The 22,171-nt window shown below is 44.0% G+C and carries 18 protein-coding genes; 8 read left to right on the forward strand and 10 right to left on the reverse strand.

Annotation, left to right across the window (positions count from 1 at the left end; all coding sequences use genetic code 11):
- Positions 1-20 precede the first annotated feature (20 nt).
- The 5 genes from GJV78_RS20570 to GJV78_RS20595 form a co-directional block, all read right to left on the reverse strand.
- Positions 21-3,305 carry a type I restriction endonuclease subunit R gene (locus GJV78_RS20570; RefSeq protein ID WP_065944753.1) on the reverse strand — a complete coding sequence of 1,095 codons (3,285 nt, stop codon included), beginning with the start codon at positions 3,303-3,305 and terminating at the stop codon, positions 21-23.
- 69 nt (positions 3,306-3,374) lie between these two features.
- On the reverse strand, positions 3,375-5,222 hold the full coding sequence (locus GJV78_RS20575; protein ID WP_330998832.1) for a cold-shock protein: 1,848 nt from the start codon (positions 5,220-5,222) through the stop codon (positions 3,375-3,377).
- Positions 5,182-5,865 (reverse strand): YecA/YgfB family protein, encoded by a 684-nt coding sequence (locus GJV78_RS20580; RefSeq protein WP_065944751.1) that lies wholly within the window; start codon positions 5,863-5,865, stop codon positions 5,182-5,184. The genes GJV78_RS20575 and GJV78_RS20580 overlap by 41 nt, the downstream gene beginning before the upstream one ends.
- Entirely contained in the window at positions 5,862-7,037 is a 1,176-nt protein-coding gene (locus GJV78_RS23095) for a restriction endonuclease subunit S (RefSeq protein ID WP_065944750.1), read from the reverse strand. The genes GJV78_RS20580 and GJV78_RS23095 overlap by 4 nt, the downstream gene beginning before the upstream one ends.
- Complete coding sequence (locus GJV78_RS20595; RefSeq protein ID WP_065944749.1) at positions 7,027-8,550, reverse strand: type I restriction-modification system subunit M; 1,524 nt, start codon at positions 8,548-8,550, stop codon at positions 7,027-7,029. The genes GJV78_RS23095 and GJV78_RS20595 overlap by 11 nt, the downstream gene beginning before the upstream one ends.
- A gap of 306 nt (positions 8,551-8,856) precedes the next feature.
- On the opposite strand from GJV78_RS20595, the gene GJV78_RS20600 reads away from it, so the two are divergent.
- The 6 genes from GJV78_RS20600 to GJV78_RS20625 all read left to right on the forward strand — a co-directional run bounded on the left by GJV78_RS20600 (position 8,857) and on the right by GJV78_RS20625 (position 16,627).
- On the forward strand, positions 8,857-10,089 hold the full coding sequence (locus tag GJV78_RS20600; protein WP_065944748.1) for a hypothetical protein: 1,233 nt from the start codon (positions 8,857-8,859) through the stop codon (positions 10,087-10,089).
- Between the two features lie 506 nt (positions 10,090-10,595).
- Positions 10,596-11,726 carry a hypothetical protein gene (locus GJV78_RS20605; RefSeq protein ID WP_001685074.1) on the forward strand — a complete coding sequence of 377 codons (1,131 nt, stop codon included), beginning with the start codon at positions 10,596-10,598 and terminating at the stop codon, positions 11,724-11,726.
- Positions 11,727-11,868: 142 nt separating this feature from the next.
- Positions 11,869-13,005, forward strand: a complete 1,137-nt coding sequence (locus GJV78_RS20610) for a tyrosine-type recombinase/integrase (RefSeq protein WP_032636140.1) — start codon at positions 11,869-11,871, stop codon at positions 13,003-13,005.
- Positions 13,006-13,147: 142 nt separating this feature from the next.
- The gene (locus GJV78_RS20615; RefSeq protein WP_000281555.1) at positions 13,148-13,348 is read left to right on the forward strand and encodes a helix-turn-helix transcriptional regulator; all 201 of its coding nucleotides are present in this window, start codon (positions 13,148-13,150) and stop codon (positions 13,346-13,348) included.
- Complete coding sequence (locus GJV78_RS20620; protein WP_000256735.1) at positions 13,338-13,976, forward strand: hypothetical protein; 639 nt, start codon at positions 13,338-13,340, stop codon at positions 13,974-13,976. Before GJV78_RS20615 ends, GJV78_RS20620 begins: the two co-directional genes overlap by 11 nt.
- A gap of 50 nt (positions 13,977-14,026) precedes the next feature.
- Positions 14,027-16,627, forward strand: coding sequence for a DNA polymerase type-B family protein (locus tag GJV78_RS20625; RefSeq protein WP_065944747.1), 2,601 nt, complete (start codon positions 14,027-14,029; stop codon positions 16,625-16,627).
- Positions 16,628-16,675: 48 nt separating this feature from the next.
- Here GJV78_RS20625 and GJV78_RS20630 read toward each other — a convergent pair whose 3' ends face one another.
- A complete protein-coding gene (locus GJV78_RS20630) occupies positions 16,676-17,002 on the reverse strand; it encodes a hypothetical protein (RefSeq protein WP_000280683.1) in 327 nt (108 codons plus the stop codon).
- 379 nt (positions 17,003-17,381) lie between these two features.
- Here GJV78_RS20630 and GJV78_RS20635 point away from each other — a divergent pair, with 379 nt between their 5' ends.
- Complete coding sequence (locus tag GJV78_RS20635; protein ID WP_040090352.1) at positions 17,382-18,284, forward strand: helix-turn-helix transcriptional regulator; 903 nt, start codon at positions 17,382-17,384, stop codon at positions 18,282-18,284.
- A gap of 61 nt (positions 18,285-18,345) precedes the next feature.
- Complete coding sequence (locus GJV78_RS20640) at positions 18,346-19,164, forward strand: DUF726 domain-containing protein (RefSeq protein WP_065944746.1); 819 nt, start codon at positions 18,346-18,348, stop codon at positions 19,162-19,164.
- 609 nt (positions 19,165-19,773) lie between these two features.
- On the opposite strand, the gene GJV78_RS20645 is transcribed toward GJV78_RS20640, so the two are convergent.
- The 4 genes from GJV78_RS20645 to GJV78_RS20660 all read right to left on the reverse strand — a co-directional run.
- Positions 19,774-20,208, reverse strand: a complete 435-nt coding sequence (locus tag GJV78_RS20645; RefSeq protein ID WP_001194747.1) for a DUF2787 family protein — start codon at positions 20,206-20,208, stop codon at positions 19,774-19,776.
- Between the two features lie 72 nt (positions 20,209-20,280).
- Positions 20,281-20,814, reverse strand: coding sequence for a hypothetical protein (locus tag GJV78_RS20650; protein ID WP_000045627.1), 534 nt, complete (start codon positions 20,812-20,814; stop codon positions 20,281-20,283).
- A gap of 25 nt (positions 20,815-20,839) precedes the next feature.
- Entirely contained in the window at positions 20,840-21,211 is a 372-nt protein-coding gene (locus GJV78_RS20655) for a hypothetical protein (protein ID WP_230979196.1), read from the reverse strand.
- A 360-nt stretch (positions 21,212-21,571) separates the two neighbouring features.
- A partial coding sequence (locus tag GJV78_RS20660) for a tyrosine-type recombinase/integrase (protein WP_155110029.1) occupies positions 21,572-22,171 on the reverse strand: 600 nt, incomplete at its 5' end.

Raw genomic sequence — 22,171 nt, forward strand, 5'->3', positions numbered from 1 at the left:
TGATGGCGATTCTTTTTCACTCATGATTTCATCAAACCAACGCGCAGTATCTGGATGATGGTTTCCACAATACGGTTAACCTGATTCATTCCGGCACCAATTTCCCGGCAGGCCGTAAACAGCAGTGGTAGCAGACTTGTCTTAACGACTTTCTCAATGTCCTGGGGGTTCAGGGAGTTTTCTGCCACCGCTCTAACGATAATGCTGTCCACTTCAAAAGCCAGCTTCGTCCACTTATCCTGCACCTGAACGTCTTTTACCACAAAAACCTCAGGTAGCTCTTTTTTAAATACACCGTAATACGCCTGAGCATGCTTGTTTACCGCCAGTGCATCCGGGATATCGCTGAGCTTACGGGCTTCAACCTGTTCTTCAAACTCACGGAATAAGAGGTACTGCTTAAGTGGATGGTCGAACAGTTTTTCAGCCTCTTCGATTGCCATACGCAGGAGTCTGGAAAAGGCCTCCTGAGCATACGGATCATCACGCAGCTCCTGCTCAATCATCTTCGTCACACGGGTTTTAATGATGTCGGTTTCATTGCGGGTTTTATTGTTGTCCCACTCTTCGGGCTTTTCGCTCTTACCCATTTTACCGACTTCATACACGCCATCCGGTTCACGAACCTCAACGCCGGTGACATGCTTATCCAGCAGTTTTTTCACCTGCTCGGCGTAGTCGTCATAATTGACCTGCTCTCCACTGACCTGCATCGCCCACTGGCGCAGGCTGGACATCTGTTTTACGGTTTCTTTATAGAGGTTTCGGTCTTGTTCCGTAAAGCTCTTGTCGGTGAAGAAGGTGGCGGACTGCAGTGCCACTTTCAGGCATCCGGCAAAGGCCGTTAACGCCTCGAAGAAATCATCACGGGTTTTCTGATGGATATCGACCATCTCTCCGTCACGTTCTTCCATTTTAGGCACCAGTACCGCACGTAACTGCTCAGTATCATTTTTGTTTTTGACACCAGCAAATATGGCCCACAGCTGGTTATACAGATGCGGCAGGCGCTTGTATTCAGAGCTCATGGCGCTGTACAGCCCGTCAATATCTTTGATGTCGTATCCGCCCTGAGTTCGGGAGGCGAGGTCCTGATATTTGCCGATAGTCGTGTCCAGCTCAGCCAGAATACCGCGATAATCAATCAGCAGACCGAACTTTTTTAGTGGATGCAGTCGGTTCACCCGCGCAATCGCCTGGATAAGGTTGTGGGACTTAAGCGGCTTGTCGATATACAGCACGGTATTCTTCGGCTCATCAAACCCGGTGAGCAGTTTATCAACGACTATCAGCAATTTGAGCTTCTCATCGGTATCGAAACGACTGATGATATTGCGGGTATACACAGACTCATCCTGCGTGCCGACGTTATCTTTCCACCATTTCGTCACTTCCGGCAGTTTGCTTTCATCCACCTCAGTATTCCCTTCCCGGGTATCCGGCGGGCTGATAACTACAGCTGACTCAAACAACCCGGCTTCATCAAGATACTTTTTATATTTGATGGCGGAAATCTTGCTGTCGCAGGCAAGCTGGCCTTTCAGCCCCTCATCAATATTCTTCGAGAAGTGCGTGGCGATATCGAGTGCGATCAGACGGATGCGATCATCTGCACTATAAACCTCACCTTTACGGGCATATTTACGCTTAAGGTCGGCTTTTTGCGCTTCGCTTAACCCATCGGTAATACGATCAAACCAGGCATCTATTGCCCGATCGTTAACCTCAAGGTCGGGAATACGTTCTTCATACAGCAAAGGTGTAACGGCTTTATCTTCTACCGCTCGCTGCATGGTATAAGCGTGGACAATCGGTCCGAATTTATTGGTGGTCTTATCTTCTTTTAGCAATGGCGTACCAGTAAATGCTACAAAGGCGGCGTTCGGCAGTGCCAGTTTCATTCGCACATGGTTCTCACCACCCTGGCTACGGTGTCCTTCATCAATCAGAACGATGATATCGGGGCTGGTATTGACGCATTCAGGAAGTTTTGTCGCTGAATTAAATTTCTGGATTAGGGTGAAAATGATGCGTTCTTTACCGGAGCCAATCTGTTTCGCCAGCATCTGCCCGGATGTCGCCATTGCATTGGCTTTGTCTTTTTTCCCGGCCAACTCGCCGCCGGATGCAAAGGTACTGCTGAGCTGTTCTTCAAGATCGATACGGTCCGTCACCACCACGATACGACACCGCTTCAGGCTGTCATGAAGGATCAGCGCCTTGCTGAGGAACACCATGGTGTACGATTTGCCAGAGCCGGTGGTATGCCAGATAACACCACCTTCCCTGCCCCCATCGGGTCTGCGGGTACTGATGCGTTCCAGCAGTCTTTTAATCCCGAACACCTGCTGATAGCGGGCAACAATTTTTCCGGTCTTTTTATCAAACAGGGTGAAGAAGCGGGTCATCTCCAGCAGACGTTCCGGCGAAAGCAGACTGATGAGCAGCTTATCCTGCCCGCTGACAGCCAGTTCCCCCCCGGCGATTAACTGCTGATACCAGTTGAGATCGCCAACAGGACGATGCTCAAATAACGCATCAATTTGTTCAGTCGATAAAGGATGGTTGCGCAGGGCATACATCTGCGCATCGGTAATATCCTCTTCGCGCCATGCCGCCCAGAATTTCATTGGCGTATGGCATGTACCGTAGCGCCCGTCATGACCGTTAATCGAAAGTAATAACTGGCTGTAGACAAACAGCTGCGGGATTTCATCGTTGAACTGGTTGCGGATACTCTGGGATATCCCCTCGTCAATGGTTGGCCCTTTCTTGCCATGACCAGCCGGGCTTTTCGCTTCAATAACAGCCAGCGGGATACCATTAACAAAGCAGACAATATCTGGCCTCCGGGTTTCAACACCACCTGACCGCAATACCGTAAATTCTTCAGTAAAATGGAACTGGTTATTTTCCGGATGTTCCCAGTCGATCAGCGCAATGGTGGGGTTGACCTTCTTGCCATCGACAAACTCCGTGACGGCGATACCGTAGAGCAGATGGTTATACATCCGCTCATTGGCTTTGAGCAGCCCTTCATTCAGCGCCGGAGAACAGACCTGTGATATCAGGTTATCCAGTGCTTTTTCCGATAACTGGCAGGTTTTGCCACCCGCCATAAAGGAACGCTTCGACAGCTCTTCACGCAGAACCGGACGCAGCACCACCTCATCCTGTTTATAGCCCCGGTAATCCATAATCTGTTTCGGAGATAAAAACGCCCAGCCGAGGCTGGTCAGTAACGTCAGTGCCGGAATTTTGGCGCTGTATTCTTCCTGGAATTTAGGTTGGTAGTGCTTATCCACCCGGTAATCCTTCTTGGCTAAGAGGTGAAACTGTATGTCCTTACGGACATGCTCAAAATGAACGAAGACTTATGATGAAAAGAACGGCGAGTCCCGATAAAGGCGATTGTACTTGACCTGTTCTGTTTCGCCCTTGTTTACATTACCAAATTTCTCCTGATGCGTCGTACAGCAGGAACCACAGGATGCACAAATAAATCGTCCTTCTGAACATTTTTCATGCAAATCCCTGGCGTCAATTATTTCGCTGCATTTGTAACCAATACAGTGATTAATGTAATGCCCGATACCAAACTGTTCGCACGAATGACTGGCACATTTAAAGACGGTCAGGCGATACGCGGCCTGGAAAGGTTTTTTCACAAATCCTTTCGACTTTGTATCCCAGACGCTGACTTCCACACGAGCATATTTCATATCTGGAACCATCAGCACCCCACAACTTCGGCAATGCAAGCGGGAATGTAATTCTCTGATACGATTGAAATACCCAGCCAGTTTAATTGGGAAATCCCGCTTAGAAGGTTCGCCTGCAATCAGATAGGTCATGCCATAGTGGGCAAGCCAGTCATAAATAGTGAAGTCGATGTAATCCCGACTGAGGTCGGGTAGTACCTGCGGATCATGGCAGATTTTCGAACGACAAAGGAATTTTTTCTCTATCGTTCCGTCAGGTTGTTTTGCATTCCAGTGAAACGCCTCACAGGATAATTCTAAACTTGGGAAACGAATTTGTAATGAACTACATTGTGGGAACAATTTGAAAACAGAAGGATGATTTACCGGAATTTTACCCGACAAGACTCCGTGCCATATCTCATGCAGAATAATACTCAGAACGGACTGTTCATCGTTGCGCCCAAGCAACGGTAACAATTTACTCAGAATGAAGTATTCAGGATCAGAAGCAATTTCAGTATTCGACTCGACATCATTAACAAAACTGAAATCTTTTCTGAACATCTTCTGTTTAATCAAATACGTATTGATAAAAGGACTAATCACGGTATGTTTATAAAATTGCTCTCTCGATGAGAATTTCTGCTGATAGGCATCACGGACAAATGGTTGTATATCCATTTTATTTTTCGTGAAACTACGTCGAACAAAATTCTCTATATCATCATGCCGATGCTCAAGAATCCGCTCGCTACTTATACAATCGTAAAAAGCCAGGTAGAGAATAGCACTTATAGATATATGGCTGAGTAATTCATTGATGATGTCCGATGTTGAAGCCCCCTGGCAATCCGTAGCCGCAGAACATCTTTTCACCCAAACAGCGAATTGATCAATGTTATTATCGATAAATGACGAAGGCATGACCGCAGGAGATATTTGTTGTGCGGTCAAATCATCAAAATTCTTATCAGAGGCGAAAAGTGCAAACTGGTTATCGTAGTTACGTGATTTTAAAAATAGCGGTAAGACTTTTGTAACAGCTATATCACTGGTAACTAACCGAATTATAGCCCTTTCGCCAAAGGACTGAGTGAGGAAATTAATAACGCAGTCACGATAACGCCAACGAGCGAAATGAACGCCCTCCTCAATAATAGCCCGGAGATATTCAATAAGGAGCTCAGCCGTCTCATCATCTGTTTTATCAAGAATGTGAACATTAAAAGCCGTAGGCTTACCATTTTTACCTGTACCTTCCCTGAACAGCACCGGTGTATTGTCAGCGGGTGTATAGTTCCGGCTTATCTCATTCTTATGAAAAAACAGCTCATTACCATTCTCTGATAAGAGAAAGCCAAAGTTATTCTCCCGATCCGTTTTGCTGTTGTAGCCTCCGAACCAGAGAACATTTCCCATGTACCACCGGGAACGATCCAGATTGTTCACTGCCATGAGCAAGCCCCCTTCCGCTTTGTCAGTGCAGGCAGCACTTTTTAAATTTTTTACCACTGCCACACTGACACGGGTCATTACGACCGGGCAGTTTTTCTGCCCCCTTCACGGGAACAGGCCGGGATGATGCCTCTGACATTCTCACCGACAACCAGTGCTGGTAAAGCGCCAGTGCCGCAGGCTGAATGAGAGTAATACTCTGTTCAAATTGAACAGGTGACATTTTCTCAACCACTGGGAAGTTCTTTTCGATACCATGAAGGGCTATCGCCTCCAGCGAGGGACGTAAGGCCTCTGGCAAGGCTGACCAGTCATCCAGAGACCGGCCTTTCATATACCCGAAACACCACTCTTCGACGATTGTATATGTCTTCCCCTTCACCTCACGTCTATTGAAAATCGGTTCAAACTGTTCAGGGGCCTCATACAGGCAGCCAGCGATATCGTTCATATGCTGAAAACACAGCCCCATAAAACGCGTCATCTCTTTTTCAGTGGTCCAGTGAGGGTGGTAGTCACCACGACCCCAGATAGCACTAAGCCAGGTATTAGGGGGGATCATATTCGGGCCAGAGACAATCGCTGTCAGAAAGCCATCCAGCTCAGAGAAACAGAGCACAGAGTCATCATTGCCGTATTTCAGCAACACCTCTTCCAGCCAGTCGATTTCCCGGTCAATCAGCGGCCCGCTTTTCGTCAGTTTCATTCGGCAACCGCCTCATCGACCTTAACACGACGTTTGCCAGTCAGTAGCTGTTGCATCAGGGCTTTTTTCTCATCTCTCAGGCAGGCGAGTTTTTTCTCAAGTGTGTAGATTTCGGCGTCGGCTGCGGACAGCACGGTGGCGATCTTTTGTTGCTCTTCGATACAGGGCAAATTAATGATATGCGTTTTAATGTTTCCGGTTATTTGTGGTTGACCGGAACCGGATATTAAATACTTCAGATCACTGCCATTCAGAGTATAGAATAGAAATTTTTTACTCACGTAGGAATAGTTATCCGTATTGATAACCATTGCATTTCCGGTAATCCACGATTTTGCTTGAGTCCAATTGACTATGCCGCATGTGCTACCCCGGCAAGTTACGGCTATTTGTTCAGTTTCGTGGTTAAACTCTTGATAAAATCCAATAACTCCATTTGCGCCATAAACTGGATACCCCGAATCAGACATCATAGACTGGGATATTGTTTTTGGTTGATAAACATCAGCTACATCTGAAAGAAGTTTTTTCTCCCATTTACCACTAAACCTCACCCCATTCTCATCCAGCAAGCGTTTTTGTCCGGTAAGCAATTGCTGCATCAGGGCTTTTTTCTGCTGCTGACTGTTGGTGAGAAGCTTTTCCGTCACCGAAATCACCTTATCCCAGGTGGACAGGATTTGGGCGATTTTCTTTTGTTCGAGGAAAGGCGGTAGATTGATCAATATCTCACCGCAATCTGGAACTCTCATATGAGCTACAGTACCGCCATTGCTAAAATCTTCAATTTGTTTCTGGCAGAAGGGACTTGATAACGAGTAGAACAAGAAATAGTTATCTGAAAGGCAGGTATCAGCTCGATACATCATCGTTCTTTGCCCGAGGAAAATACCTTCAGCATCTTGCAGGACACCAGCTTCTCCTACAGGTGCTTCACGTGTAAAGATGATATCACCTACTTGCGGTTTTCCGCGTCGAACCCATTGCAGGTAAGTGTCTTCAGTCACATATCTGACGTCTTCAGTATTAACCCTTCCATTACGTACATTCGTGGTACGAATCATCTTAAAGGGAGTTTCATAATCAACAACTGGAGCTGTTTTATTTACGCAATCGATTATAGACTCGCACACATCCTTAATCGGTACTCGTTTCCACCCCTTAGGCACCATAACCCAGCTCCTCCAGATAACCCGCCATCTGCGTTTCCAATTTCGCCAGTTCCGCTTTCAATTCCTCCCGCTCAGCACGAACGGCAAGTAAATCGATATCTTCTTCTTCTTCAAAGGTATCGACATAGCGCGGAATATTGAGGTTGTAATCGTTGTCCTGAATCTCCTTCAGGCTGGCAAGGTAGGCATATTTCTCGACGCTATCGCCATCACGGTAGGTCTTGACGATTTTCTCGATGTTTTCTGCGCTGAGCTGGTTCTGGTTTTTACCTGCCTTAAATTCACGGCTGGCGTCGATAAACAGCACCTTGTCATCCACTTTCTGCTTTTTAAAAATCAGAATTGCAGCAGGAATACCCGTACCGTAGAACAGTTTTTCAGGCAGGCCAATCACCGCATCGAGTAGGTTTTCATCAATCAGCTTCTGACGAATTTTGCCTTCGCTGGAGCCACGGAACAGCACACCGTGCGGCACCACTACGCCCATACGACCCGTTCCCGGTTTCAGGGTTTCGATCATATGCGAGATAAAGGCGTAATCCCCTTTAGTCTTCGGCGGTACACCGCGACGGAAACGACCAAACTTATCGTTCTCGGCCTCGTCATGTCCCCACTTATCCAGGCTGAACGGCGGGTTAGCGGTCACGATATCAAACAGCATCAAATCACCATTTTTATCGAGCAGTTTCGGGTTACGAATGGTATCGCCCCACTCGATTTTATGGTTGTCTTCGCCGTGCAGGAACATGTTCATTTTCGCCAGTGACCACGTGGAGCCAATCGCTTCCTGACCAAACAACGCATAATTACGGCTGTTATGTTCGGAGACAATTTTACGTCCGCACTTCATCAATAACGAACCAGAGCCGCAGGCCGGATCGCAGATGGTATCACCCGGTTGCGGATCGAGCAGTTCAGCAATCAGGTCTGAAACTTCTGGTGGGGTATAGAATTCCCCGGCTTTCTGCCCACCGCTGGCGGCAAAGTTTTTGATCAGATATTCGTAGGCATTACCGATAACGTCCAGGGTACCTACACGGCTTGGCTTCAGGTTGAGATCTTCACCGGCGAAGTCTTCCAGCAACTGACGCAGGATGGTGTTCTTCTGTTTTTCTTCACCCAAGCGGTCAGTGTTAAACGAAATATCCTGGAACACGCTTTTCCCGGCATCTTTCAGTTTGGTTCCGTTGGCTTCTTCGATTGCATGCAGAGCCTGATCGATACGCTCACCGTTACCCGGCTCATGGCGGCGTTCGTACAGCGCATAAAAGCTGGCACTTTTTGGCAGTACAAAACGCTCGTTGGCCATCATCGCTTCAATCAGTTCCGGCGCATCGCCATACTGTTCTTTGTATTCGTCATAGTGATCCTGCCAGACATCTGAAATGTACTTGAGGAACAGCATGGTAAGGATAAAGTCTTTATAGGTATCAGCACTGATGGTGCCACGGAACGTATCACACGCGGCCCACAGGGCTTTGTTGATCGTGTCCTGACTGATTTTGTCGTTCATGAATCATCCTGGTCTAAAGAAAAAGCTAGCGATGCAGGGCTTTGCATCTTAAAAATTGCGGCAAATGATACCGTAAGATGCCTCCCCTGACACGCCAATATCGCAGCATTCAGGTTTGCATCATCCCCGTAATATCGACATGAGACAGACTGACACAACCTGGCTCGTCACTCGCTAAAAACCAATTATCTTAGTAAGATAGCATCCATATTAGCCATGGTGTAAAACTGCCGTTGGGGTAATGATGATCCATATATCACCCATTCTGGTGTGTGAAGCTGACATCATCCATAATCGGCAACGTTGATGCCCTTTGATAGTAATGATGACCGTCAATGTGATTCCCCTGCTGACTGGAGGTCTCCGGATAGAATGAGTATTGCCAACTGCGCTATCGGCCCACTTTATGATGAGCAAATAAAAAAAACACTTATGTATGCTGACCATAAATTCAAGCGGCTAATGAATACACGAATGTCGTTACTCGAACATTTATCACCCCACTATGACTTATCTTCCATGTTCAGCTATGAGTTGGAGGGAAGAGTTTTTCGGATTAAATTGATCAAGCCTGAGATTAAATTATCTCGCCAGCAGTTGATCTTCTCCTCACTCTTTTTAGAGCAAGATTTTCTAAAAGAATATAAAAAACACATCTCAAATACTCTACAAAAAACAATCAAACAGTGCATTAAAAAATACAAACAAAAAATCAAAATCGAGCCTTCTATTTTAGATTACATATCAGCGTCACCCCGCAATACGTCGAGTTATGTATTACATGAGATAGTTTCTCAATGTGAACATTGCGATGAAATTCGCAATATTAAAAATGATATATTGCTTGATGAACTAACGTTGAATGGCCGGATCACTAACATTTCAAAATACATTAAAAATAGTCAAGATAAAATCGTCGAACATATAGAGTTCTGCACTCATAAACTTGTCAATATAAGTCGTAAGAATCGTCACATTTTCAACAGCACCACAATCTCCGGCAGAAAACCCAACATCACTGGTGTTTTACTTTGCCTTTCAGAATTGATAAGCAACCTGCATATTTACCCAACTGAAATTAATAATATAAGCAATGCCATAATATTAAGCATTGCATACTCTGTACTTCAACATCTTCAATCCGGAAGAGAAACAGAAAAAACCAAAACCTCTCCAGCACTGGATTTTATCCCCACCATCATCGCACCTCATGTTTTCTACCTGGCGAAACGCGAAAAATCCTCTCAATATAAATACATTGAAAAAGAATATCTTCTCGGCCAGTTACTTATATTTTTGATGTATAAAACAGTTTACTACTCGATTCATAACATCAGGGTAAGCCATAAGCACTTCTATAACGATATAAAACCAAAATTAATGGCATTAAAAAAAGAAAGCTTATTAAGCACCAATTTCATGAAAAATCGAAGTGAGATTAGAGGTGAAGTCTTTGGTGATGTTGGTAGTATTGAGGCTGATTTGAGGGAAATCAGCATATTGATTCATCGGCGGAAGGCATTATTTATTTCCTTTTAACTTTAAAACGATAAAAACAAATGAGAGACTGAATAAATATCAGCCTCTCACATAGTTAATAAGTTTCAACTTTAATATCTGAGAAATCATTCTATCTGGGCCTTGTGGACATTAATCCTCCTGGCAACATACGACTCAAAGTTTCAGCCTTGTATAGCCATCATCAATAGTACAGGATTGGGTGCTGCTCGCATGTATCATTCTGGTATTAATACTGATCATCAGGGGTAACTTGTATGTAATTTAAAAACCATCATATCTCAAATCTCACAACGCTCATATTTTAACCATAAAAACTAACCGATTTACACCCGCCACATATCATCATAACTTATTGTATTTAAATGGCTATAAGCCTCTAACTCACTGATTACACCATTAAATTTAAGCCATATCCTTACGCAGATTCAAGCTTGCCCCTGCTGCCATTCACGTTTTAGGATTACCTCGCTAACACGACATGCTACTTTTTAAATCAGTGTAATAATTCAAACGAGGATAAAATTATGTTCGAGAAAATGAAAAACAATGTAACCCGTATACCGGGGAATTTAACAAAACTTAATCAATACCAAAAAGACATTGATCACCTGTCTAAACTATTTTCTGAACAGCAATTACTGGAACTAATGACGACTACCGAATCCGATCAAATATTGCAAATGAAGCCTGCTGTAGATATTCTTCATGTACTATCTCCATCAGCATCTACTGCTAAGCATATCAATTTTTTTCAGCACGTCCCAGTGCTCGAACAATGGTTAAAAAAGGAGTGCACTGCCTTTAATTTACTGGCAGTACATTTCTATTCACAGCAATCCCGTAAAAATGTAATTCCGAAAGAAATCTGTATGCTACTGGATGCATTTATTAAAACTGAACTTTCATCTGCGGTTAATGGTAATAATAATGCCGAACTCCTTTCTTGTTTTCAAAACACGCTGGATAAAATGTGCAATACACTAACATTTATAGACCACACAGTTACGGAACAATCAGGTCAAGTAGCAATGCTTGATTTCAGCGCAAAAATGCATGAATATACTGTTGAAATCATGACCTTTTTGAAGTCTGAATACTGGCTAAACAAACTACCTAAGGATATTAACATTCCAGCCATTGACCTATCCTGGCTTGTGTTTTGTTACTTTTGCTCTGAATATCTTTTTGTATTTATTCAAACAACGCTCAATACAATGAAGGCAGGAAAAATCATTCGTGATAACTACCTTTATCATCCTAAAATGATTGCATTGATCATTTTATCTATGCTGCCTTATGAAGTCATTCATAACGATGGATCACTGAATAAGTTTAAAACGCCTTTAACCAGCCCTGATGAGTTCATAATCAAATCTATTTGCATTAAAGGTAAGCAAAACACTACAGGGCATAAAAAAGATATCGAACAATTGCTTCGTAAGACATATATCTATATTGCATTACTCTTAAACCCTGAGTGGGCACCATCTTCCAAGGAGTTGATTTCCTTTTTATCAGGAAAGTCCACAGTGATAAGTGGTTCAATGAATTTCCAGTCAACGTCCAGTGGTCTGGGTGTTCAAACTAACAATATCACTCTTCTTAAGAATGAGGTTTACTTCGAAAAAATAGCGAACAAGATCATGAAACTGTAGTTTCTTAATATAATGGCGACATGGAATTGTGTTGCCATTATATCCGAATCAGCATTTTTCACCTGATGAACTGTGAAAGCTGTAACTGGCAGACTATAACCTCACATCGTATTTTTCCAGTGTCATTTACAGGAGAAATACGATGCCTATTCTGGATCTGCGTTTCAGCAACAAATCAATTCACCAACTTCCACATCCCCTCACGGGTTGTCAGGAATACCGTGATATTCACTGCCAAAACCTGCGTGCTCTGGTGTATCCCAATCGGATCACGCTGGCCTTTCGTGCCACTATAAACAATCAGCGTATATATGAAACCCTGGGTCAGTTCCCTCAGCTCTGCGTTGAGGATGCCCGTCAGCATGTGATGAAACTGCTTGCTGATAAAAATCGTCTTGCGGTTCAGTCCCGTCGATTCACTGTGGAACAGGCCATCAATGACCTGTGGCTACCGGATTTGCAGTTGTATAAAAAGAGTCCTCAGTCAGAGTTGTCAAAACTCAACCTCTACGTTCGCCCGTTCTGGGGCAAGCGGCAACTTCGCGACATCACGGCAGGAGAACTAGAACAATATGCTGCTGGCTTACGGGAAAAATTACGTCCGTCAACAGTAAACCGTATCCTCGCAATATTGTCCAAAATATGCTCTCTGGCAGTACGTGCTGGATGGATCACACATTCCCCGATGTCACATGTCCGCTATCTGAAAGAAAATAACATTCGCTATCGCACACTATCAGCGACAGAAATCCCGCGCTTTATTGACGCGGCAACAGCGCTGCAAACACCGGCAGCTGATTCTATATTGCTTGCTCTTTATACGGGGATGCGTATTGGTGAGGTATGTACCCTGAAATGGGAGTACTGGCACCCGGATATGCATCAACTCATACTGCCTGATACAAAGTCCGGACACCCTTTCACCTGCCCACTTGCACCTCCAGCCATTGCAGTTGTCCAGTGCCAGCAAGACCTGATGCTCAGCAAAACTTACATTTTTCCACAACTAACCGACAATGCCCGCCCTCTGGCATATCCGCGTGCAACCTTTGCCCGTATTTGTCGGGATGCCAACATTGATAACCTGCGGATGCATGACCTGCGCCGTACCTTTGCCACCCGGGTACTACAGGCGACCGGGGATATTGCAATCGCTTCCCATCTGCTAAATCACCATTCACTCACGGCGACCCGTCGCTACGCTTTTCACAATGCAGCGACATCACACGCAGTGGTTTCTCAGGTCATAGAAAGTTATGACACAAAAATGAACCTATGATCTGTGATTCGTGATTGATGCAACACTCGTTTAAGGACGGTATTGTCATTGCATGCTTCTGCAGGGCCCTGCATTAAGTCATCACAGAATGTGGATTGATATTAAATCCGCGTGGCTTCTTATTCTCTGAAACCGGAGGTTTATGTATTTAACCATTAAGCAGTTCGCAGAAAGATTTAATCTTTCTGCATCCACGGTTGCGTCAGATATATCTCGCAATCCCGGAAAACTCCCGCCCTTCATCAGAATTGGGCGGGCTATACGATTCTCTCTTGACGATATTGTTGAGTGGGAAAATGCACATCGTCAAAACAAACTTAAAGGTGATATAAATGGTTACTAAGAACACGGAAAATAACGCTAATAATGCACTGAACATTCTTCCCGAATCAGCAAGCACAGCTGTAGACAACGATGAAAAATATCTGTCCTTTGCATTAGTTCTCGCTATCACGATTATGGACAACTTAGTAAAGCTCATCGGCACAGATGGCTTCGTTCTTTATACCTACACCCTGCAGGACACGGCTACTGCTCGTGCTGTTTTTAATGAATTAGCCAGGCGTCTCAAAAATTTCAATCGTCAGGAGGAGGTCTACACCACCGATTACCTCACCTTTCGAATGAAATACATTTACGGTGTTACCCTGTTCGAACATGATAGTAAATCTATCCTTAACCTTTTTGATAAGAAGGGTTATTCGGTATTGAGTGAATCAGGAGAACCCGGTTCTCTTGATGATATGTATCTTGACATTCAAGCACGATTACATGGCGGCTACGCCTCAAAAAAGTTTCTTCACTTACATGAACATTGTCTGTTATCTGCACACGTTACCCCGTCTGTGGAAAAGACGCAACGTGGCATCCTGATTAAAGCAGGCAGGAAACTCGTTTCCTTTATCTATGTAGATAATGAATCTCGCAAAAATGATATTTTCAAAGCTGTAGTAGACGTCATTAAATCCTGATTCATTATGCCGGGGGGGGACAAACTCCCGGCGTTTTTTCGGAGTTAACTATGAGCAATAATTTGCAGGACATCCTCGCTGCCGCATCGGGGTATCAGTCCGTGACTTCAGAGCCAGCGCTCAATCGTAAAAGACCTAAAACGCTTGATGATTATCCTGTGATACCACCTGCATCAAAAAAAGTGTCTGTGATTTCAAGTGACCTGACACTCTATATCGGTTTTGATACCGAATATGTTTTCAATCCTGAAACACAACAGAATGATATTCTGTCATATCAGAGTTATGTTGTCTTACCCGATAATACAGGTATATCGAACATTATCTATCCACCTGACTCACAGAAAAAATCCCGGCTGTCTTTTAAGGAATTTCTCTGTCAAACGATTACACCGCTTCTTGAAACGGGTGTGATTACAAAATGGCCCGGTATTATTAATATATATGCGCATTTCATTCGTGCGGATATCGCCTCCTTTGCCAATTTCTGGTCAGACTACAAAATTCTTCTGAAAGGAATACGCGGTACTGTCAGCAGCTTCAAAAATCGTTACGGTATCGATTTTGATGAACAGCAGGAACGTCGCGTAAAGACTGAACAGATAATGTTTGACAAACGAACTTCCCCTCCGCGTTGCAGTAACGTAGCTTTCATCGATACACTGCTTATCACTCCCGGGGGTATGGGTCTGGCTGAATGTGGTGAATTACTGGGTCTTCCCAAACTCACCATTCCTGCACCTTATTCCATAACCAATATGCGTGAATATCTTCTGGGCGACAGAGCAGGGTTTGAAGCCTATGCTCTGCGGGATGCCGAGATTGCGGTTCGTTATGCTTTACAGGTTCGCAATTTTTGCGCCCGGGAGCTGATGATTGATCGTGTCCCCGCCACCATCGGGGCGATGGCAGTTTCACGGTTCACCAAAACACTTAAAGAAAACAATATGTCTCCTGAAGTCTGCCTTGGGACACACATTAAAACCCGTGAACTCTGGCTCACGGAAAAACAGGCATTCCGGACGATTAAAAACCCCGCCAGTGTTCCTTCAAGAGAGTTGTTTGAAACGTTCCCGATCAACTGTTACCACGGCGGACGCAATGAGTGTTTTATGATGGGGGTTACACCGTCTGATCACTGGTATGACTACGATCTGGCTGGAGCGTATACCACCGGGCTATTAGATATCCTCACACCCGATTACGGGAACATCCGCCTCAGTAAAAATCCGGACGATTACTGTGGGCATGTAATGGGATTTGCGCTTGTCACATTTCGGTTCCCGGAATCAGTTCCCTATCCCAGCCTGCCGGTTCGGACCGATCAATATGGGTTATTCTTTCCATTAAGTGGCGAATCATGGGCAACGGCACCTGAAATCGAACTTGCTCTGTCGCTCGGGGCAGAGATGACGATCCATAATGGGATCATCGTCCCCTGGATCTGTGACACCTCCCCACATAACAGCGAATCAACATCGGTGTTTCTTCCCTTTGTTCAACAGGTCCGTGAGAACCGTAATCGCCATATTAAAGGTTCTCTGGAGGAGAAATTCTGGAAAGAAATTGGCAACTCGCTTTATGGCAAACTTGCTCAGGGCCTTCGCGCCAAAACCGCCTTTGATACTGCCCGTGGATTAAACAGATCCCTCCCACCATCATCGGTTACTCAGCCATTCTTTGCTGCGCATGTAACGGGATTTATCCGCGCCGTTGCCGGGGAACTCATGAATGCTTTGCCTTCTGATTCATCGGTTGTCAGCGTCACAACCGATGGCTTTTTGACAAATTGCCCACTTAACAAGATAAACATGAGCGGTCCACTGTCTTCCCGCTTCCAGTCGCTGTGCGATATTGTTGATCCGGGTTCATCAATGTTGACATGTAAGCATGAAGTCAGCCAGCTTATCGCCATGAAAACCCGGGGGCAGTTAACCTATAGAGCTATTCAGGGAAAACCTGTTGTTCATGCCAGGGCTGGCGTCAAACCTCCTGCCGATATTCCACGCAGTGACTATAACGACTATATGGTAGATCTTTACCTTAATCGTTTACCCGGTCAGACGTTATCCCGAAGTACGTTGATATCAACGCGTGAGATGTGGCTGTCGGAAAGCGATCTGGTATCCCGGGAACAGGATATCCGTCTTAATCTGGAATTCGATTTCAAACGCCAGCCCGTACAGCCCGCCATGAATGAAGGGCATTTACTGATGTTTTCCCGCCCATGGGATAATATGGAAGAGGCTCTGCAGCAGCGCTCTCTTTTCGACGACTGGCGGCAAACGCATACACTGAAGACCCTGGCTGACTGGGATGACTGGTGTGATTTTCTCTATTGCCGGACGGTGTTTTCTGATATGAAACTAAAAGTCGGAAGCAAACGTAGTGATGATATTTTAGTCAGACTATTTCTCCGGGCGCTGACTCAGTGCCAATGGGGGCTGATGCTGAAAGATAAAAAAAGTTATTCCTGTAAAGAGGTTGCTGAATGGCTGACGTCAGAAGGCTATTCAGTAACGGTGACTGATGTAAAAAATGCGGTAAGAGCAAAAATACCCCAAATGAAATTTAGTTCTGTAACACCGCGAATGAAGTCACTGATGGATATCATAGCCCGTAAATATCCGACATTCTGTCTTCCAGTCTGATAACCGTTAAATCTCCCCCAACTCCTTTAACAGAAGTTGGGGGCTTAATCACAGGCAATCGGCATCAAAACAGTGAAATAACTGCCGCGCGTCAGGATGGCCATTTACATGATAGATCCGCATGGCATGACAGGTGATACTCTGGAGATTAGCCGCCAGCCTTTTCCCCATATTCACCAGTATGCCGTGTGGTATTTTACTGCTTGTACTGTTTACTGTCAGAGTAAAACAATTTGTTTCAACGCTGACCTCAATAAAATCATTTCCAAATAATGTACCGACAACCTGCCTGATTGTTTCTTCATAATCTGTCAGATCAATGACATCACGCCATCTCGCATTTACGAGTTGATACTTTCTGATATGTAAATACATAGAACCACCTTTATGTTATTTCAACTAATATGATGTTCTCCGATATTATGAAAATATTAATCATCATTGTAATTGCTGATAACCTCTCTAACCTTCGTATCTTACGTTCCCCCCTGCCTCTCCGACTTGATGGCAAAAGTGCATGGTCAAATATGCAGCAAAAACAGGTCATGTACAGGTCAGGATGATAATTATCACCCTGAACGTAAAAATACACATGGACAGGATGAGTCCATATGTTATTCGATGATTCCAGCAATGTTTTAATATATTGATAATTAATGAGTTAATTTTTTTCTCCGTCACAGTAAAAGTGGACTCATCCTGTCCGTTACTTTGCTGAAAATATCCTCTTCGCTGGCATTAACCGGATAAACGAATGGGTAAGCACGATAAACTTGGATATCGACTCGGATTGATATTAACTCGCCTGAACAATGGTGAGTCACTAGCCTTCCGGGAGTTATCTGAGGAATTTAACGTTTGCGAAAAAACTATCCGTCGTGATCTTACTCAGCGCCTGTCCTATCTTAATCTGATTCGACAAAATGGTCGCTATCGCCTGTCTGACGGTGTTCTCGGTCAACGCAGCAATGCTGATTTACGTCATTTCACGCGCATCCTGGGTATTGAAGGGCTGTTCCCTCGCTGGGATGACAGACTACTGAGTATTTTGTTAGGTAACACGAAAAACAACCCGTTTCTGATAAAACAACGTCCATACGAAAACTGCGGATCATTCATGTCAATTCTGAATGTATTATCCGATGCCATCCTGTCACAGAAGAAAGTAAATTTTAATTACAAAGATAAAGAGTTTCGGGCTGTTGAGCCATACAGACTGGTTAATGACAACGGATTGTGGTATCTCGCTGCCGCCCATGACAGTACATTAAAAAGCTTTGTTATCTCATCTGTCAAAGACGTTTGCATGAGTAATATCTCTTTCAGGATAATCCCCGAAATTAATGAAAAAATAGAAAAGACAGATGGTATCTGGTATAGCGAAGACCTTATCGAAGTTCTTATTTCAGTTTCCGCACATGTTGCTCCGTGGTTTACCCACCGTCATCTATTGCCAGGACAGGAAATAATTCATACTTCCCGGTCTGGCGATTTACTGGTGATATCACGTGTAACACACACAGATCAGATAATGCCTTTAATGAAATACTGGATACCGGATGTCGAAGTAATACAACCGGCCTCAATCCGTCAACAACTTGCTGAAGATATACAATCCGCACTGAAACGTTACACCCAGCCAAGTAACGCCCCGTAATGACACGGATAATATAATTTTCATTGAGTGCTATTTTTGTAAGCTAAAAAATGGAGTTACCATGAAAAAATGCCCGGTTCTTCTTGTTGTATCAGGGTTTCTGACCGAAAATGATATATCATGGTTTAACCGAATTAAAGCAGGGTGTGGCCTTGATGTCAGATACTATAAATGGGAATCGGCAAATCTACTATCCATATTAAGTTCTGACATAGCGAACAAGTGGGGTTTATATACTCTCTTCCCCCTGAGAACATCTCCTTTATTGTCATCAATCTCCATTCCATTTAAAGCGCGTCAGGCCTGGTATAATGCAACGAAAGCAGCAGTTAATAACAGAGAAAAATTAGTACACGTAATAAACGAGATATACGTTAAAGAAAAGCGTAATGTGATCATAATTGGTCATTCTTTAGGGACTCGATTAATAAACAATACATTACCCTATATTAAAAATGATAATATTCTCTTAACAATCTCTATGGCCGGAGCCACCCCAATAACAAGTTATACAGAGAACATAATGAAAATGGCTTACGGTTCAAAAATGGGGCATTTAAATATCTACAGTGAACATGATAAAGTACTTAACACGATATACCCTCTCGTAGAGTCAGTAACGCCAATTGGGGTTCGGGAGGTGAGATTCAGACCTGCTCGGGTGATCAACTGGAAGTGGGATATTGGTCACACTGAATATATTACTTCAAACAGGATTGATTCATTAACACACTGGTTAAATGTTACCTGTGCCGATTTAGCTGATCCAGACGTAGAGCTCACTGACGACGACATAAAATTGTTTAATGATATTATTAATCTTGCGAATTTAACATGTCATAAAAACACTGTCGCACCTAAATTAATATCATTTGAGTAGTTAAAAAAGGTTGCATTATAACGGGAGTGTATATTTACTCCCGTTAAGTTTCATATTTTATAGAATTGATATGGATTCGATTAAAAATTTCGTCTAACTCGTTCCCTTATCAAATTTGCCAGCCTTACCCTTCCAGGTGAAATAGTTTCCGTTACAGTTTCAACTCTCAACAAATCACGCTGTCCGGTTCGGCGACTGACCGCGAAACGCTGACATATATCATTAACCGATACCGTATTACCGGTATACAGTTGAAGTAATATCCAGCACAGCCTTTCTGCGATCCTTTCACCGCGAGTTTTATACATCTGTAAAACCTTCAGTTATCGTCAACGATGACATAGCCCACCTCAAAACCCACATAACTGACTGTATTCATGAACATTTATTACCGGTGTAATACTGTCGTTGGGGTAATGGATTAACCGTTATCACCCTGCTACAGGAGAATGCTCCATAGGGGGCAAAAACCACGAGGGATCTGAGATCCCCCGTGTCTGCACTTGTTTATGCGAACAGCCAGGAAAAAGAGACATCATCTCCATGCTGTGATGCACGCCACATGCAGTAGATTACAAAGCCGCCCGCTTTCTTCCTGTTCATAACGGGTCAACAACTTTCCACAGTTACCGTTACCCGGTAAATCCCCATAGAGAGATACTCCATAAAATTACGCTCCCACAGGGACCAGAGTTCATTCCTCTCTGCTGCCAGTGAAATATCCCCAATCAGATAATGGAAGACATAATTCCCCGACCAGCAAAAATCAATTTCTTTTTCCAGCTCAGGGTAGACACGCCCCATATAACTAAAATCTGTGACATAATCAAAATACCATTCATTATTCTTACGGATAAACCGTATTTCAACGGGATGAAAGCCCCCGGATTCTGCACTGTAGTCCGGATCACGGAAATTAATAACCACTGCCTCAGTTATTTTTTGTAAAACCTGATTTGCCAGAAGAGTAGTAATATGCTGCTGAAATTCTTTAGTAACAGGCAGAGTTAATCCTGCCTGTTTTAAGGCATATTGGGTTTGCATAATAAATTTTCCTTTAGAAAGTAAATAGCGGTGTGTGGTGATTTCTGGTTGTATAACAGTGCAGGAAATAAATTAATCCTCTGTAATCTTTTCCTGGCTACTGATCGTATTAAGTTTATTCAACCGCTCCCTCCAGTCCGGGTATAATACATGAGTAAATAACTTCTCTGGATGTGCCTCCAGCAGACATATATCCGGGGAGCGTAAAACAGCAGCCAGAAAACCTGCATTGTTGGCGCTTGCCCCTTTGAATAGCGGCCTGAATACTCCGGATGAGAAGCCGGTAGCAGGTTGTGTTTCCAGAACGGTTGCAATCTTTGAAAGTGAGATCCAGTCCTTAGAGAACAACCCTCCACAGCCATTTGCCACCAGACGAAGATAAAGTTCATTGTCCACCTCTGATATCGCCAGTTGCCATGTCAGCATACCACTTGCCTTAGGACTGATTTTTTCTGCCTGGCCTGTTTCAATGAGCAACTGATAGTCTTTTACATCAGATAATGTTTGTTCATCTGCACTGAGATTTTCATGAATAACCTCTGCCTCATTTTTAATCTCCTTCGAAACTGACTCAACATTATTTTTAACTAATTTTGATTTACTCATTTTGCGTTCCTGGTTTTGCTTGTGTTTAATAGCGTGATTCGGCCATAGAAATTAATAAATCAATACCCTTCAGAGGGCAATCGGGGTGAAATAACAGATAAATACCGTTCCCGTTATCTTCCGTAACAGAAAGCATCAGGTAATAGTCATCTGTCAGACGGACTACAAATTCTGGATTTACAATTAACTGATGAATCACATTTAATACCTGCGACTTAATATCTTCAGGTACATCATCGGGCTCGACATATATTAATGTCACCCCGACTTCATCCCAGAAACTCATTGCAGAGTATTCATCTTCAAATGGGAGTACCAGCTCTGTTTTCAACAGACTCATTACTGACTCCGGAAGAAGGAGCGACGGCAGGTCTTGCCAGTTCGAGACAAATTTCATTGAATAATCCTCATAAACAAAAAACCCGATACGTTTTAAGTATCGGGGTTACATAGACAGGCTAAAGAATCTGGAATTGCCTTCAGTGGTCATCTATATTCTTTCATAATATCCACAATCCTTGCAGATCAGCACTGGCGCATTATTCCTTTCACGCTGTTCAAGGAATCTAAAGAGACGTTGTATCGCCCTGATGATTTCTTTAAGCAATTCTGGTAATTGATCCGGGCTAATATAACCGGATGTCGATGTCAGGAACCGGTCATCGCAAGTCACTTCTGCTATCTTTCCGGCAGTTTCTGTCACTGTATTTCGGCTACCACACTTAGGACATTTTAACGGCATACTCATTCTCCACGTTCAAGGGGTGCTAAAATCATCATTGTTACCGGCAGTAACGGTGTTCAAAAGAAGGTCAGTTACGCCCTGCCCGGTCTGACGCATACGCTCTGGTGTCAATTTCGCGTAGCGCTCCGTACTTTGAATACTCGCATGCGCCAGTTGTGCTTTAACGTCATACAGACTGTACTGACCGCTGGAGACAAGTAATGATGCGACAGAATGGCGCGTGGTGTGGAAACAGACTTCACTTTTATCTATCCCGCACTCTGCCAGTATTTTTTCATAGGCCCACCGGGGTTCAGATATTGGTTTTCCATTGTCCTTTATGGCGAACAGATAGGGATTACTGCCAACCCGTGGGATCGAATCAATAATTGATAATGCGGCTTCGCTAAGATATACAGTCCGGCTGCGACCATTCTTTGTATAAGGAATAAACAAGGACCTGTTATCCCGATCAACATGTTTGTGCATGACGTTAAGCATTTCTGATTTGCGGGTACCGGTTAACAACAGCATCGCAATTAGTCCCCCGGCTGCCTTATTGGGGTATCGTACCGCAGCGTCGAGGATCCTCCTGATCTCATCAGCGTCAAAAAAGCGCGTCCGCTGATTATT

Origin of the sequence: Intestinirhabdus alba (assembly GCF_009711095.1) — a bacterium.
GTDB classification, from domain to species: Bacteria; Pseudomonadota; Gammaproteobacteria; order Enterobacterales; family Enterobacteriaceae; genus Intestinirhabdus; species Intestinirhabdus alba.

Excerpts from the sequence above, each read along its gene's own strand:
- GJV78_RS20605 (WP_001685074.1), top strand. The coding sequence starts at position 10,596 with ATGTTCGAGAAAATGAAAAACAATGTAACCCGTATACCGGGGAATTTA.
- GJV78_RS20630 (WP_000280683.1), bottom strand. The coding sequence starts at position 17,002 with ATGTATTTACATATCAGAAAGTATCAACTCGTAAATGCGAGATGGCGT.
- GJV78_RS20655 (WP_230979196.1), bottom strand. The coding sequence starts at position 21,211 with ATGAAATTTGTCTCGAACTGGCAAGACCTGCCGTCGCTCCTTCTTCCG.
- GJV78_RS20625 (WP_065944747.1), top strand. The coding sequence starts at position 14,027 with ATGAGCAATAATTTGCAGGACATCCTCGCTGCCGCATCGGGGTATCAG.
- GJV78_RS20580 (WP_065944751.1), bottom strand. The coding sequence starts at position 5,865 with ATGAAACTGACGAAAAGCGGGCCGCTGATTGACCGGGAAATCGACTGG.
- GJV78_RS20640 (WP_065944746.1), top strand. The coding sequence starts at position 18,346 with ATGAAAAAATGCCCGGTTCTTCTTGTTGTATCAGGGTTTCTGACCGAA.
- GJV78_RS20620 (WP_000256735.1), top strand. The coding sequence starts at position 13,338 with ATGGTTACTAAGAACACGGAAAATAACGCTAATAATGCACTGAACATT.
- GJV78_RS20595 (WP_065944749.1), bottom strand. The coding sequence starts at position 8,550 with ATGAACGACAAAATCAGTCAGGACACGATCAACAAAGCCCTGTGGGCC.
- GJV78_RS20645 (WP_001194747.1), bottom strand. The coding sequence starts at position 20,208 with ATGCAAACCCAATATGCCTTAAAACAGGCAGGATTAACTCTGCCTGTT.
- GJV78_RS20635 (WP_040090352.1), top strand. The coding sequence starts at position 17,382 with ATGGGTAAGCACGATAAACTTGGATATCGACTCGGATTGATATTAACT.
- GJV78_RS20615 (WP_000281555.1), top strand. The coding sequence starts at position 13,148 with ATGTATTTAACCATTAAGCAGTTCGCAGAAAGATTTAATCTTTCTGCA.
- GJV78_RS23095 (WP_065944750.1), bottom strand. The coding sequence starts at position 7,037 with ATGGTGCCTAAGGGGTGGAAACGAGTACCGATTAAGGATGTGTGCGAG.
- GJV78_RS20610 (WP_032636140.1), top strand. The coding sequence starts at position 11,869 with ATGCCTATTCTGGATCTGCGTTTCAGCAACAAATCAATTCACCAACTT.
- GJV78_RS20600 (WP_065944748.1), top strand. The coding sequence starts at position 8,857 with ATGCCCTTTGATAGTAATGATGACCGTCAATGTGATTCCCCTGCTGAC.
- GJV78_RS20650 (WP_000045627.1), bottom strand. The coding sequence starts at position 20,814 with ATGAGTAAATCAAAATTAGTTAAAAATAATGTTGAGTCAGTTTCGAAG.